At 64.4% G+C, this 13,261-nt stretch carries 13 protein-coding genes; 1 reads left to right on the top strand and 12 read right to left on the bottom strand.

The features are described 5' to 3' along the window. Positions 1-465: 465 nt before the first annotated feature. The 12 genes from AAE027_RS18100 to AAE027_RS18155 form a co-directional block, all read right to left on the bottom strand. A complete protein-coding gene (locus tag AAE027_RS18100) occupies positions 466-825 on the bottom strand; it encodes a Zn-ribbon domain-containing OB-fold protein (protein ID WP_370986806.1) in 360 nt (119 codons plus the stop codon). After that, positions 822-1,958, bottom strand: coding sequence for a thiolase family protein (locus AAE027_RS18105; RefSeq protein ID WP_370986805.1), 1,137 nt, complete (start codon positions 1,956-1,958; stop codon positions 822-824). Before AAE027_RS18105 ends, AAE027_RS18100 begins: the two co-directional genes overlap by 4 nt. 8 nt (positions 1,959-1,966) lie before the next feature. Then, on the bottom strand, positions 1,967-3,166 hold the full coding sequence (locus tag AAE027_RS18110; RefSeq protein WP_370986804.1) for a CaiB/BaiF CoA transferase family protein: 1,200 nt from the start codon (positions 3,164-3,166) through the stop codon (positions 1,967-1,969). Positions 3,167-3,290: 124 nt separating this feature from the next. Further along, positions 3,291-3,497 carry a hypothetical protein gene (locus tag AAE027_RS18115; RefSeq protein WP_091888505.1) on the bottom strand — a complete coding sequence of 69 codons (207 nt, stop codon included), beginning with the start codon at positions 3,495-3,497 and terminating at the stop codon, positions 3,291-3,293. Positions 3,498-3,624: 127 nt separating this feature from the next. Beyond that, positions 3,625-4,794: an acetyl-CoA acetyltransferase gene (locus AAE027_RS18120; RefSeq protein WP_091888507.1), complete on the bottom strand. Its 1,170-nt coding sequence runs from the start codon at positions 4,792-4,794 to the stop codon at positions 3,625-3,627. Positions 4,795-4,855: 61 nt separating this feature from the next. Continuing rightward, positions 4,856-5,506 (bottom strand): bifunctional 4-hydroxy-2-oxoglutarate aldolase/2-dehydro-3-deoxy-phosphogluconate aldolase, encoded by a 651-nt coding sequence (eda, locus tag AAE027_RS18125; RefSeq protein ID WP_370986803.1) that lies wholly within the window; start codon positions 5,504-5,506, stop codon positions 4,856-4,858. A 16-nt stretch (positions 5,507-5,522) separates the two neighbouring features. Next, the gene (locus AAE027_RS18130) at positions 5,523-6,509 is read right to left on the bottom strand and encodes a sugar kinase (RefSeq protein ID WP_370986898.1); all 987 of its coding nucleotides are present in this window, start codon (positions 6,507-6,509) and stop codon (positions 5,523-5,525) included. A gap of 23 nt (positions 6,510-6,532) precedes the next feature. Continuing rightward, entirely contained in the window at positions 6,533-7,519 is a 987-nt protein-coding gene (gene denD, locus AAE027_RS18135; protein WP_091888511.1) for a D-erythronate dehydrogenase, read from the bottom strand. 64 nt (positions 7,520-7,583) lie between these two features. After that, a complete protein-coding gene (locus tag AAE027_RS18140) occupies positions 7,584-8,510 on the bottom strand; it encodes a carbohydrate ABC transporter permease (protein WP_128934395.1) in 927 nt (308 codons plus the stop codon). After that, entirely contained in the window at positions 8,503-9,420 is a 918-nt protein-coding gene (locus AAE027_RS18145; protein WP_206732736.1) for a carbohydrate ABC transporter permease, read from the bottom strand. Before AAE027_RS18145 ends, AAE027_RS18140 begins: the two co-directional genes overlap by 8 nt. Before the next feature lie 100 nt (positions 9,421-9,520). Continuing rightward, positions 9,521-10,840, bottom strand: a complete 1,320-nt coding sequence (locus tag AAE027_RS18150; RefSeq protein ID WP_091888517.1) for an ABC transporter substrate-binding protein — start codon at positions 10,838-10,840, stop codon at positions 9,521-9,523. Between the two features lie 42 nt (positions 10,841-10,882). Beyond that, entirely contained in the window at positions 10,883-11,950 is a 1,068-nt protein-coding gene (locus AAE027_RS18155) for an ABC transporter ATP-binding protein (protein ID WP_091888519.1), read from the bottom strand. A 201-nt stretch (positions 11,951-12,151) separates the two neighbouring features. Here AAE027_RS18155 and gntR point away from each other — a divergent pair, with 201 nt between their 5' ends. Continuing rightward, positions 12,152-13,252 (top strand): HTH-type transcriptional regulator GntR, encoded by a 1,101-nt coding sequence (gntR, locus tag AAE027_RS18160; RefSeq protein ID WP_370986802.1) that lies wholly within the window; start codon positions 12,152-12,154, stop codon positions 13,250-13,252. Positions 13,253-13,261: the final 9 nt, after the last annotated feature.

Genomic DNA, 13,261 nt, shown 5'->3' on the forward strand with positions numbered 1-13,261 from the left:
TGTCGTTGCCGGTGAGAGTTCCCCGAAACTCTATTCTTGCGCCGACGCAGGAGCAACATCATCGAGTCAAATTGCCGCCGCATTGCTGATCGACCCTGACACAGTCGATATTCGCCGCGTGGGGACAAATTGCGGTGGGTAGTCGTTAGTGGGGTGTTCCGAGTAAAACAATTGGCCGTCTTTGCGCTCACCACGCAACGATGAGTCACGCCCAAGTCTAGGGAGAACAAGGCATGAAGGAAGCCACCAAGGGGGCGGCCTCGGGAGCGCTCGCGCATATGCTGGCGGTGACAGCGATGCTCGTCATCGCCAGCATCTTGTTCTACGGGCGTTGAGTTAAGCGTTTCAGAGTTTTCGTCATTCCGGGGTGGCCCTCGCACAGGCCAGGCCCAGAATCCCGTTCCAGGCTCGGTCCTTTGGACCGCCCCCGAATGACGAATCCCTCTCTTCGCCCTTGCTTGGCAGCTATTTCTCTTTGGTGAAGAACGGCACGAGCTTGCCGGCAAAGGGTTTGAAGCTCGCGGTAACCGAATCGCCGATGGCAAGCCCGTTCTCGCCATGTGCCATCATGCGAAAACCCTCGGCGCAATCGACCAGCAGGATGTTGTAGGGCACGTGGGCGCGCGTCTCGGGCGTCGCGGCGCGGCAGACCAGCGAGGTCGCATACACCCTGCCTTTGCCGCTGGCGCGCGCTTCGTGCGGATCGGACACGCCGCAAGCGGCGCAGAAGGCGCGGTGGAAATACTGCACATGGCCGCATGCGGCGCAGGTCTGGTAGGTGATGGCCTGCTCGCCCTTGGTCCAGTCGGCCAGACGCTCGCTCATCGCACCCGCTCCAGGAACATGCTGACATGGGACGACAGCACGCCGCCATCCCCGTGCAGGAGCGCGACCGAGGCATCGCGCACCTGCCGATTCGCCGCCCGTCCCGTCATCTGCAAATGCGCCTCGACCAGATGCGCCATGGCGCCGGCGACGCCGCAATGGCCATAGCTGAGCAGGCCGCCATGGGTGTTCAGCGGCATCGCGCCGTCACGGTTGAAATGGCCTGATCGTACGCGGGCTGCCGCCTCGCCGCGGCCGGCGAGACCGAGGTCCTCCAGCAGCATCGCGAGCGTGATCGTGAAGCTGTCGTAGATGGCGGCATAGCGCACGTCGGAGATTTCAAGGCCCGCGGCCTCCTTGGCGCGCGCGATCGAGATTTCGGCGCCGAGTTCGCTGAGGCGGGGTGCGGCCGTGACATGCTGATGGGTATGGGCCTGCGCGCAGCCACGAATGCGCACGCCCGCCTCCCCGGTCCGTTCGCGGCTGACGATGAACGCAGCACCGCCGTCGGACACTGGGCAGCAATCCAGCAGCTTCAGCGGCATCGCCACCGGCTTGGAGGCCATGACGTCGGTGACCGTGATGGGATCGTGGAATTGCGCGCCGGGATGAGTGCAGGCGTGCTTGCGCATCAGCACCGCGAACTCGGCAAGGTCCTCTTCGGTCACGCCGTATTCGTGCATGTAGCGGGTGGCGACAAGGCCGTAATAGGCGGGAATGGTCGGGCCGAGCGGAACCTCGTAGTCGGGATGGCCGACCTGCGCCAGCGCCTGGATCGAGGCATCGCGGCTCTGGCCCGTCAGCCGGTTCTCGCCGGCAACGACGAGCACGTGGCGCGAGACGCCTGCCTCGACGAGATGATGGGCGAGCATCGTCATCGCGAGGCCCGTGGCGCCGCCGACCTGGACGGCATGGGCGTAAGCAGGGCGGATGCCAAAGTGCTCGGCGAAGACGGTCGCCAGCATGATGTGCGGCGAGACGGTGGAGTAGCCGCAGAGGATGCCGTCGATTTCAGTGCGCTTCAGCCCGGCATCGTCGAGCGCGGCTTGCGCGGCCTCGCTCATCAGGTCGAGCGAGGATGAGCCTTCGTGCTTGCCGTAAGGCGTGAGGCCGACGCCGGTGATGAAGCTCATAATGCCTCCTACTCCGGCGCGGGTCGCGTCACGCCGTCGCGGATCATGGTTGCGATCTCGTCGGCGGAATAGCCGATCTCGCGCAGGATCTCCGCGCCATGCTCGTTGAGCCGCGGCGCGAGCCGATCCGGCGCGGCTTCCGTCTCCGACCAGCTCGCCGTCACTTTCATGCTGCGGATCGGGCCTTCCGTCGGATGCTCCACGACGGGGAAGAAATTCGTCGCCTCCAGATGCGGATCGTGCAGGATCGAGGCGAGGTCGTGCATCGGCATGACCGGCACGTCGGCCTTGGTCAAAAGCTCGATCCACTCGGCGGTGGTGCGCGTCTCAAAAATGCGCGCGAGCTCGGCATAGACGACGTCGATATTGGCGGCGCGGCCGGCGAAGGTTGCGAATTTGGGATCGGCGCGCAGATCATCGCGCCCCGTGGCCTCGAAAAAATTCTCCCATTGCTTGTCGTTGTAGACGATGACGCTGAGATGGCCGTCTGAGGTCTTGTAGGGCCTGCGGTCGCGCGAGAGGTGGCGGGCGTAGCCGCCCTTGTCGAGCGGCGGCTCATAGGTGAGCCCGCCCATGTGATCGCCCATGACGAAGCCGGCCATGGTCTCAAACATCGGGATGTCGACGCGCTGGCCGCGGCCCGTGCGGTCGCGATGCACGAGGCTGGCGCAGATCGCGCCGACCGCGGTGAGACCGACGATGCGGTCGACCAGCGCGTTCGGCACATAGCGCGGCACACCATCGCCGGTCTGCGCCATCAGCGCCGGCAGCGCGGTCGCCCCTTGGATCAGATCGTCATAGGCGGGCTTTGCGGCATAGGGCCCGTCCTGGCCGAAACCGAACACGCCGGCATAGACCAGACGTGGATTGATCTCGGAAACGACATCGTAGCCAAGCTGAAGCCGCGCCATCGCCTGGGGGCGGACGTTGTAGACGAGCACGTCCGCATTCTTCAGCAACCGCAGCACGGCATCGCGACCGGCAGGCGTCTTTAGGTCGAGACAGATCGAGCGCTTGCTACGGTTGGTGTTAAGGAATACCGGGCCCATGCCGGCGTGCCGCGTCGGGCCAATCAGCCGGGTGACGTCGCCGTCGAGCGATTCCACCTTGATGACGTCGGCGCCGTAATCGCCGAGCATCTGGGTCGCATAAGGCCCCATCAGCACGGTGGTCATGTCGATGACCTTGATGCCCTTCAGCGGCCCCATCGTTCGCTCCCGATTGCGCAGGGCTCAAGCGCCCTCGCGATTTCGGTCCAGCTAACGGCAGTGCCGCCGGTCGCGCAAGGGCGACCGGCGTATGGCGGCATGCATCGCGCGGCGATATCGCCCGCTATTTCTTCTGGCGGGATTCGCGGATCTTGATGAGACGGTCGAGCTCGTCGTTCTGCTGATTGATGCGGTCGGCGATCCGCGACTCGTTCTGCTCACCCGAGGCGGCAGCGGCCTGCTCGATGAGCTGGCGGATGTTGTCCTCGAGGATCGCGATGCGATCGTTGAGGGCATCCATCGACAGTGAAGTTTCGTAGTCCTTGCTCATGATGCTTTTCCCGCAAACCAATCAGGAGCCCTAGGGTGGGCAAAGCGAAGCGTGCTCACCATGATCTAGCGCAAGAAAGAAGGTGGGCACAGCGCATGGCGCCTTTGCCCACCCTACAGGACCGAGCTTACTTCAACGGCTCCAGCACGGAAACGTAATTGGCGACCGCCGCACCGCCCATGTTGAAGATGCCGCCGAGTTTTGCGTTCTTGAGCTGCATGCCCTCGGGCGCCTGTCCGGCGAGCTGCATCGCGGTCATCACATGCATGGAGACGCCGGTGGCGCCGATCGGATGGCCCTTGGCCTTGAGGCCGCCGGACGGATTGACCGGCAGCTTGCCGTCCTTGAGCGTCCAGCCCTCCTTGATGGCGCGGGCCCCCTGCCCCCTCGGCGTCAGGCCCATGGCTTCATACTCGATCAGCTCGGCGACGGTGAAGCAGTCATGGGTCTCGACGAAGGAGAGATCGGAGAGCGTCACGCCGGCCTGCTCCAGCGCGCGCTGCCAGGCGACGGTGCAGCCCTCGAACTGGAGGATGTCGCGCTTGCTCATCGGCAGGAAGTCCTGGGCGTGGGCGGTGGCGCGGAAGCCGATCGACTTGCTCATGCCCTTGGCGGTCTCGGCGTCGGCCAGCACCAGCGCGGCGGCACCGTCGGAGACCAGCGAGCAGTCGGTCCGCTTCAAGGGACCGGCGACATACGGGTTCTTCTCGCTCTCGGCCCGGCAGAAGTCGAAGCCAAAATCCTTGCGCATCTGGGCGAAGGGATTGGCGACGCCGTTCTTGTGGTTCTTGGCCGCGATCAGCGCCAGCGCATCGGACTGGTCGCCGTATTTCTGGAAATAGGAGCTGGCGATCTTGCCGAACACGCCGGCGAAGCCGCCGACGGTGTCACCGTCCTCGGGCAGGTAAGACGCCTTGAGCAGGTTCTTGCCGATCTCCGGCCCCGGCGTGCGCGTCATCTGCTCGACGCCGACGACCAGGACGATCTTGGCCGCGCCTGCGGCAATCGCGCGCAGGCCCTGATGCACGGCCGCCGAGCCGGTGGCGCAGGCGTTCTCGACCCGGGTCGCCGGCTTGAAGCGCAGCTTCGGGTCGGCCTGGAGCACCAGCGAGGCGGTAAAATCCTGCGGCGAGAAGCCGGCGTTGAAATGGCCGAGCACGATCTCGTCGACATCACTGGCCGAAATGCCGGCATCCGCCATCGCCTCGTTGGCCACGCGGGTGACGAGGCTTTCGACGGTTTCGGTGTCGAACTTGCCGAACGGCGTATGCGCCCATCCGACGATGCTGGCGGTCATGGTCATTTCTCCCTGGGGTCTCTCTTCCTGAGTTAAGTCTTAGCCCAGGGATGGCAAGACTTCACGCGGCTTTCAGGGCCTTGAGGGTGCGCTGGCAGATGGCAGTTATGCCGGCCCAGTTCCCGGCCCTGATCTCGGCTGTCGGGCAGAGCCAGGAACCGCCGACTGCGACCACGTTGGGCTCGGCGAGCCAGCTCGCCGCATTGGCCTCGCCGACCCCGCCGGTTGGGCAGAACCGCACGTTCGGGAACGGGCCGCCGAGGGCGCGCAGGCCCTTGATGCCGCCGGCCTGCTCGGCCGGGAAGAATTTGGCGACGTCGAACCCCTGCGCCAACGCCATCATCAGCTCGGAGGCGGTCGCAATGCCCGGCGCGAACGGCAAGGCGCTGTCGGCGGCGGCCTTGAGGAGATCGGGGGTCAGGCCCGGGCTGATGCCGAACTTGACGCCAAGCTTCTCGACGCGGGTGAAGTCGGCCGGACTGAGAATCGTGCCGATGCCGACGACCGCCTCGGGCACTTCGGCCATCATCGCCCTCGCCGCCTCGATCGCAACGGGGGTGCGCAGGGTCACCTCCAGGGTGCGGACGCCGCCGGCGACCAGCGCACGTGCCAGCGGCACCGCATCCTGGATACGCTCGATGGTGAGGACGGGAATGACGGTCGCCGCCTTGAACAGCGCGACGAGGTGATTCTGTTGGGCACTCGTGGTCATCGTTGTTGTCGCTTCTTCACTTGGTCGCCTGGCGTGAGGCCGCCGGCCGATGCCGCTTCTTCGGCGGCATGGCATAGCCCGGAATGATGGCGCCGGGATAGCAGATCACGAGGCTGGCGAGACGATGCCCGGCCTGGGCGGCCTCGACCGGCTCGGAGCCGGCGAGCCGCGCGGCGATATAGGCCGCGGCAAAACTGTCGCCGGCGGCTGTGGTGTCCACCACCGGCTTGGTCATGGGCTCGGCGCGGACCTCGTGGGTAGCCCCCGGAACGCGCAACAGGCTCACCGGCTCGGCGAGCCGGAACACCAGCTCGGGAGACGGGATGCGGGCCATCAGCTGCTCGTGGCTCTCGCCGGGATAGAGCGCAAGCAGGTCCTCGGTCGACGTCAGCACGATGTCGGCAGCCGCGAAGGCGGCGGCAAACACCTCGCGCGCGACATCGCGGTCCGACCAGCCGCGCGCGCGAAAATTGGTGTCGAACACGAAGCGGGTGCCGAGCAGGCGCGCGCGCTTGATCGCCGCGAACAGGCGCTCGCGCCCGGGCGCGTCGTAGATCGAGAGCGTGATCGCGGAGAGATAGACGATGTCGTAGCTCATCAGCGAGTTGAGGAGCTCGTCGGTCTCCGGCAGGCTCATCAGCTGCCGCGCCGCCGCGCTGTCGCGCCAGTGGAAGAACTGGCGCTCGCCCTTTGCATCGAGCTGGATCATGTAGAGGCCGGGCAGCTTGCCCGGCAGCCGCACGACGCGCCTCGTGCCGACGCCCTCGGCATTCCAGGCCGCGATCATCTCATCACTCAGGGCGTCATCACCGAGTGCGGTGAGATAGTCGACCTTGACCTCGAGCCGCGCCAGGTACACCGCGGTGTTGAGGGTGTCGCCGCCGAAGCCGCGCGAGTACAGGCCGCCGCCCTGCCCTTGCGCCGCGGACGATCCGCTGGAATGTCCGCCCTGGGCCTGCCGGAGCTCGACCATGCATTCGCCGATGCAAGCAACGCTCGCCATCATGTGACCCGCTCAGTGCGCGATCAGGCGACGAAATTGCCGCCGAGCTCGTCTTCGATGTGAATGCGGATGATGTCGTCGAAATTCTTCTCGGCGGTGGTGAAGCCGAGCTCGCGCGACCGCTTCGCGTCGAAATTGCGCGGCCAGCCGCCGACGATGCCGACGATGAAGGGATCCGGCTCGCGCTTGATGCGCGCGGCGACCTTCTCGCCCGCAACGCGCTTCAAGGCCGCAATCTGCTCGCCGACCGTGGCCGACAGGCCCGGCATGGTCAGATTGCGGCGCGGACCGACCGTGGCGAGATCCATGGTGCCGGCGTGGAGCAGGAAGCCGACCGCGGAGCGCGGCGTCGCGTGCCAGTGGCGGACATCCTCGGACACCGGGAGGATCGCTTCCTTGCCGGCCAGTGGCTCGCGCAGGATGTTGGAGAAGAAGCCCGATGCCGCCTTGTTCGGCAGGCCCGGGCGGATGCAGATAGTCGGCAGGCGGATGCCGATGCCGTCGAGGAAACCGCGGCGCGAATAGTCGGCGAGCAGGAGTTCGCCGATTGCCTTCTGGGCGCCGTAGCTGAGCAGCGGGGTGTGGAAGAACTCGTCGCCGATCGCATCCGGGAACGGCGCGCCGAACACCGCGATCGAGGAGGTGAAGACCACACGCGGCTTGTAGCCGCCGCCGACGAGCCTGATCGCGTCGAGCAGCATCCGCGTGCCGTCGAGATTGATGCGGTAGCCCTTGTCGAAATCGAGCTCGGCTTCGCCTGAGACGATCGCGGCAAGATGGAAGATCACGTCGGGGCGGCCAGCGATCAGCTTTTCGGCCGCGCCCGGCACCGCGAAATCGCCCGAAACGGTCTCGACAGGGAAGCCGGCTTTTTCCGGCTTCTTCGGCTCGACCACGTCATGCATGGTCAGCCTGGTGATGTCGCTCTTGCCGAGCCGGCCGTCGCGCAACAGCCGTTCACAGAGTTTGCGGCCGACCATGCCGGCGGCGCCCAGAACCAGAATGTGCAAGAGCCTACTCCTTCTTATTGGCCGGAGCGCGCCGCTCCTGACGCGCCCTCGGCAAGCCCCGCGATCATTCCTTCACGGCGCCGGTCATTGCCGACACATAATGCTCCACGAAGAAGGCGTAAAGGATGACGAGCGGCAGCGAGCCGGCCAGCGCTCCCGCCATCAGCGAACCCCAACGGTAGATGTCACCATCCACGAACTCGTTGACGATCGCGACCGGCACCGTCTTGTTGCTGGTCGACTGCAGGAAGGTCAGGGCGTAGATGAACTCATTCCAGCACAGCGTGAAACAAAAGATGAAGGCCGAGATCAGGCCGGGGATTGCGAGCGGCACGACGATCTTGATCAGGATCTGCCAGCGGCTCGCCCCGTCGATCAGCGCGCATTCCTCGAGCTCGAAGGGGATGGTCTTGAAATAGCCCATCAACAGCCAGGTCGAGAACGGGATCAGGATCGTCGGATAGGTCAGAATCAGGGCCAGCGGTGAATCGAACAAGCCGTACTGATACACGACGGTGGCGAGCGGAATGAACAGGATCGACGGCGGCACGAGATAGGCGAGGAAGATCAGGCCCCCGACGAGATTGGCGCCCTTGTAACGCAACCGCACGATAGCGTAGGCCGCGAACACCGATGCGACGATCGAGAGTACTGTGGCGCAGATCGCCACGTACATCGTGTTCCAGAGCCAGTGCGGATAGTAGCTCTCGAACAGCAGCTTGTGGAAGTGCTTGAAGGTCGGATTCCAGGTCCAGAACGGATTGTACTTGTCGAGATCGAGCAGTTGCTCGTCGGGCTTCACCGACGTCAGCGCCATCCAATAGAACGGGAACAGCAGGATGAAGACGATGATCGCCAGCGGCAGATAGAGCGTCACGATCCTGCGCGGCACCGACTGCAGATAGCTCATGCCCTCGCTGTGATCGGCCGTAGGCGCCGAGCCCGACAGCACGTTCTTGAGATCGATGGATCTGGTGGGCAGGTCAGTCATTGCTCTCTCCCTGCTGCCATTTCCGGCGCTGCAGGCCGAACCAGGAAACCATGATCGCAGCGAGCAGGAATGGAATCATGGCGCTGGAGATCGCGGCCCCCTCGCCCAACTGCCCGGCGATGATCGCGCGCTGGTAGGACAGGGTTGCCATCAGGTGGGTGGCATTGACCGGGCCGCCACGGGTCATCGCCCAGATCAGCTGGAAGTCGGTGAAGGTGAAGAGCACGGAGAAGGTCATCACGACAGCGATGATCGGCGTCAGCAGCGGATAGGTGATGTACCGGAAATTCTGCCAACGCGTGGCGCCGTCGAGCGTTGCTGCTTCATAGAGCGACGGCGAGACGGTCTGCAGGCCCGCGAGCAGCGTGATCGCCACGAACGGTACGCCGCGCCAGATATTGGCGAAGATCACGCAAATGCGCGCCCAGGTCGTGTCGCCGAGGAAGTTGATGTTCTGGCTGATCAGGCCGAGATGCCTCAGCGACCACGAGATGATCGAGAATTGCGAGTCGAAGATCCACCAGAAGGCGAGTGCCGAGAGCACGGTCGGAACGATGAAGGGGACGAGCACCATCGCGCGCAGCATCGCCTTGAAGGGCATGTGCTCGTTGAGCAGCAGCGCGAGATAGAGCCCGATCGCGAATTTGAGAGCGCTGGCGACAAACGTGTAGAGCAGCGTGTTGAACACCGACAGCCAGAAGATGGAGTCGTCCCAGAGCCACTCGTAGTTCTCGGTTGCGATGAAGTGTCCGACCCTGCCGATGCGGGTGTCCGTGAAGGACAGCCAGATGCCGAGCCCGAGCGGATAGGCCAGGAAGAAGATCAGGAACGCCATGGCCGGCACCATGAACCAGAAGCCGAGCCAGTTACGATTGTGTTTGAGCTGGGTCCAGGCGCTCGCCTCGCTCATCTGAGGCTTGGCCCGGGGAATTGCGACATCAGCCATGCCCGATATCCCTGATCGAAATGTTGACGAGCGGGCGGCCGGACGGCCGCCCGCCCCGTGACCGTCAGCGATAGATGCGCTTCAGCTGGCGCTCGGCTTCCGCCATCGCGCCCTTCGCATCCTTGGCGCCGGTGCAGTAGTTGGCGAACATGTCGACGACGATGAAATCGGCGATTGCAGTTGCAGCCTTTTCGCCGACGGTGCCGATACCGGATGCCGGCAGAGTGCGCTTGGAGGCCTGCGAGAACACGGCATTCTTGGGATCAGCCGTCCAGATCGGTGCCGACTCATAGGCATTCAAGGTCTGCGTCAGATAGCCTTGCGCGCCATCCAGCCACTTCTCGTAGTTCTCCTTCTCCAGCATGAAGGCGACGAAGGCCTTCGCCGCGTTCGGATATTTGGTGAAGTTGAAGGCGAGGATCGGCAGCGCAAGCTGCAGCTCGGTCGGCTTGCCGACCGGACCAACCGGCCAGAGCGCGTGATAGGTGTCCGCGGTAAGCTCCTTCTTGGACGGATCGGTCTTGGCGGCCACGTAGATCGAGATGCCGTTCGCCGTGCAATAGAGCTCGCCGGCGAGGAACGCCTTGTTGTTGGAGGAATCGTTCCAGGACGCGGTGCCCGGGATGAAGCTCTCGTACAGCGCCTTGCAATATTCCAGCGCCTTCGCCGTCTCCGGCGAATTGATGATGATCTTGTCGTTCTGATCGACCGTGTAGGCGCCGTGCCCCCACAGCACCCAGTGCAGCCACGAATTGCCGTCGCCCGACGCATGCCCGAGAGCGAAGCCGGCCGGCGTGTTGTTCGCCTTCAGGGCCTTGCACATCTCGAGGAAGCCGGGGAAGTCCTTCGGGAACTCCTTGAAGCCCGCCTTGTCGAGCGCCGACTTGCGGTAGGTCATGTAACCGCCGTTGGTCGCCACGGGGATGCCCAGCCAGTCGTTGCCGAGTTTGCAGGTTTTGGCGGCCGCATCGGTCCAGCCGCCATATTTCTTGCCGAGATAATCGGCGACGTCGTTCATCTTCAGCACTTTGGTCGGGAACAGCTGCGGCAGCGTATGCAAGCCCCAAGCGAGATCGAGGCCGGAGCCGGTATTGGCCGCGACCGATGCCTTCGGCTGCACGTCCTCGAAGGATTCGCTGAACACGTTCATCTCGGTGCCGGTCGCGGCCTTGAACGCCGCAACCATCGCGTTGAACGCATCATCCTCCGCCGGCACGAACCGCTTCCACCGCATCACGGTCAGCTTGGCGCCGGGCTCGGCCTTCCAGGGCGCGCTCTGCGCCCAGGCCTTCGCAAACTCGAACAGCGCCGGCCCTGTCAGCATGCCGGTTGCAGCCAGAGCCGTTCCGCCCTGAAGCAGAGTCCGGCGGGTAAAGTCTTGCATATCGTCCTCCCTGTGATGCTTTTTCTTGTCTTACGTCTTGGGCTAGGCGTTGAGGCGTTTGCCTGTCGCTTCGTCGAACAAATGCACCAGCGACGGGTCGGGCTTCAGCCGCACCTTGTCGCCGGGATTGAACTGATGGCGCTCGCGGAACACCGCGACGACCTGCTCGCCGCCGACATTGGCGAACACCTGCGTCTCCGAGCCCGTCGGCTCGACCACGATGATCTCGGCCTCGGCGCCGTCATCGGCGATGGTGAAATGCTCAGGCCGCACGCCGTAGACGGCAGGACGGCCGTCGGACGCCGTCGGCGCATTCTTGAGCGGCAGCTTGACGCCGTTCGGTCCCTCGAAGGTGGCAACGCCGTTGGCGCGCACATGGCCCTTCAGGAAGTTCATGGCGGGCGAGCCGATGAAGCCGGCGACGAACTGGTTGTCGGGCTTGTCGTAGAGCTCGAGCGGCGTGCCCATCTGTTCGACGATGCCGTCATGCATGACGACAATCTTGTCGGCCATGGTCATGGCTTCGATCTGGTCGTGGGTGACGTAGACGGTCGTCGTCTTCAGCCGCTGATGCAGCTCCTTGATCTCGGTGCGCATGGCGACGCGCAGCTTGGCATCCAGGTTCGACAAGGGCTCGTCGAACAGGAAGACCTGCGGATCGCGCACGATGGCGCGGCCCATGGCGACGCGCTGGCGCTGGCCACCCGAGAGCTGGCGCGGATAGCGATCGAGCAGCGGCGACAGCGCCAGGATCTCGGCGGCCCGCTTGACGCGCTTGTTGATCTCGTCGGAACCGGCATTCCGCAGCTTCAGCGAGAAGCCCATGTTGTCGGCCACCGTCATGTGCGGATAGAGCGCGTAATTCTGGAACACCATCGCAATGTCCCGCTCCTTGGGCTGGACATTGTTGACGACGCGGTCGCCGATCGAGATCGTGCCGGAGGTAATGTTCTCGAGACCGGCGAGCATGCGCAGAAGCGTCGACTTGCCGCAGCCGGAGGGGCCGACCAGAACGACGAACTGGCCGTCCTCGATCGGAATCGTCACGCCGTGCAGGACTTCAAAGTTGCCGAACGATTTCCGCACATCGCGGATTTGCACAGACGACATCTAGCTCCCTCCTCGTAGTCCACGGCGCCTCTCGCGCCGCGACCGTCTTGTTTTTCAGACTTCACCGAACGAAGCCCGATCAATAGCGGGCGACATTGTCGGCAGTTTGTGCGGTTTTGGCAATTTGTCTTTGGTTAGTCGTTGCTGGTAGCGCTGTCAACGTTCCTTTGTTTGCGACCGTGACTGTGTTAAGAGCAACAAATGGGTCGAAAACGCACCAAGTCAGGCAAAATCCGGCTGGCGGAAGTCGCCGAGCTTGCCGGCGTCAGCCCGATCACGGCGTCCCGCTTCTTCCGCAATCCGGAAGCGCTGTCGGTTGCCAAGCGGACGCGGGTCGAGAGCGCCGCCAAGGAGCTTGGCTATGTGCCGAACCTTGCGGCCCGCGCGCTGGCCTCGCAACGCACCGAGGTGATCGGTGTATTGATCCCATCGCTCACTAATAACGTGTTCTCGGACGTGCTGCGCGGCATCTATGACGCCTCCGAAGGCGGCCGTTACTCGATCCAGCTGTCCAACACACGCTACAGCATCCTGCAGGAGGAGAAGCTGCTGCGCCTCTTTCTGGCGCAGAAGCCGGCCGGGCTGATCGTCACCGGCATCGACCAGACCTCAGAATCGCGCGCGATGCTGGAGGCCGCCGACTGCCCGATCGTGCAGATCATGGAGATCGGCCCCCATCCGATCGACATGATGATCGGCTTTTCGCACTATGATGCAGCACGCGCGGCGGTTGCCCACCTGTTCGCGCAGGGTCACCGCAAAATCGGCTTCGTCGGCGCGCGGATGGACCCGCGGGTGCAGCGGCGGCTGGACGGATACGTCTCGGCCATGAAGGACGCCGCGCTGTTCGAGCCGCGCCTCGTGGTCACGACGGCGACGCCGACATCGGTGACGCTCGGCGGCGCCCTGTTCACCGACCTCCTCGCGCGGGATCCCGACCTCGATGCGGTGTTCTGCGCCAATGACGACCTCGCGCTCGGCGTGCTGTTCGAATGCCGGCGCCGGGAGATCGCGGTCCCCGAGCAGATCGCGATCGTCGGATTCAACGACCTCGAATTCATGGCCTCCGCCGTCCCCACCCTCACCAGCGTGCGCACCAACCGCTACGAGATGGGAAAAACCGCCGCGACCATGCTGATTGACGCGATCGACGGACGGCGGCCGGAGCAGCCAGTGCTCGATCTCGGCTTCAAGGTGGTCGAGCGGCAAAGCTCGTCGTCGCGGCGTTCGGACAATAGGTCGGCCGCTTCCGGCGCCGGCGCCGCGAACAAAATGGTAGCGTTACCAAGTAGCCATGACTAGTATCGCACT

This window comes from Bradyrhizobium sp. DN3 (genome assembly GCF_041357655.1).
GTDB lineage: Bacteria > Pseudomonadota > Alphaproteobacteria > Rhizobiales > Xanthobacteraceae > Bradyrhizobium.

Bases quoted from the DNA above. Each gene is read 5' to 3' on its own strand.
- AAE027_RS18100 (WP_370986806.1), bottom strand. From the start codon at position 825: ATGAGCGAGCGTCTGGCCGACTGGACCAAGGGCGAGCAGGCCATCACC.
- AAE027_RS18105 (WP_370986805.1), bottom strand. From the start codon at position 1,958: ATGAGCTTCATCACCGGCGTCGGCCTCACGCCTTACGGCAAGCACGAA.
- AAE027_RS18110 (WP_370986804.1), bottom strand. From the start codon at position 3,166: ATGGGGCCGCTGAAGGGCATCAAGGTCATCGACATGACCACCGTGCTG.
- AAE027_RS18115 (WP_091888505.1), bottom strand. From the start codon at position 3,497: ATGAGCAAGGACTACGAAACTTCACTGTCGATGGATGCCCTCAACGAT.
- AAE027_RS18120 (WP_091888507.1), bottom strand. From the start codon at position 4,794: ATGACCGCCAGCATCGTCGGATGGGCGCATACGCCGTTCGGCAAGTTC.
- eda (WP_370986803.1), bottom strand. From the start codon at position 5,506: ATGACCACGAGTGCCCAACAGAATCACCTCGTCGCGCTGTTCAAGGCG.
- AAE027_RS18130 (WP_370986898.1), bottom strand. From the start codon at position 6,509: ATGGCGAGCGTTGCTTGCATCGGCGAATGCATGGTCGAGCTCCGGCAG.
- AAE027_RS18140 (WP_128934395.1), bottom strand. From the start codon at position 8,510: ATGACTGACCTGCCCACCAGATCCATCGATCTCAAGAACGTGCTGTCG.
- AAE027_RS18145 (WP_206732736.1), bottom strand. From the start codon at position 9,420: ATGAGCGAGGCGAGCGCCTGGACCCAGCTCAAACACAATCGTAACTGG.
- AAE027_RS18150 (WP_091888517.1), bottom strand. From the start codon at position 10,840: ATGCAAGACTTTACCCGCCGGACTCTGCTTCAGGGCGGAACGGCTCTG.
- AAE027_RS18155 (WP_091888519.1), bottom strand. From the start codon at position 11,950: ATGTCGTCTGTGCAAATCCGCGATGTGCGGAAATCGTTCGGCAACTTT.
- gntR (WP_370986802.1), top strand. From the start codon at position 12,152: ATGGGTCGAAAACGCACCAAGTCAGGCAAAATCCGGCTGGCGGAAGTC.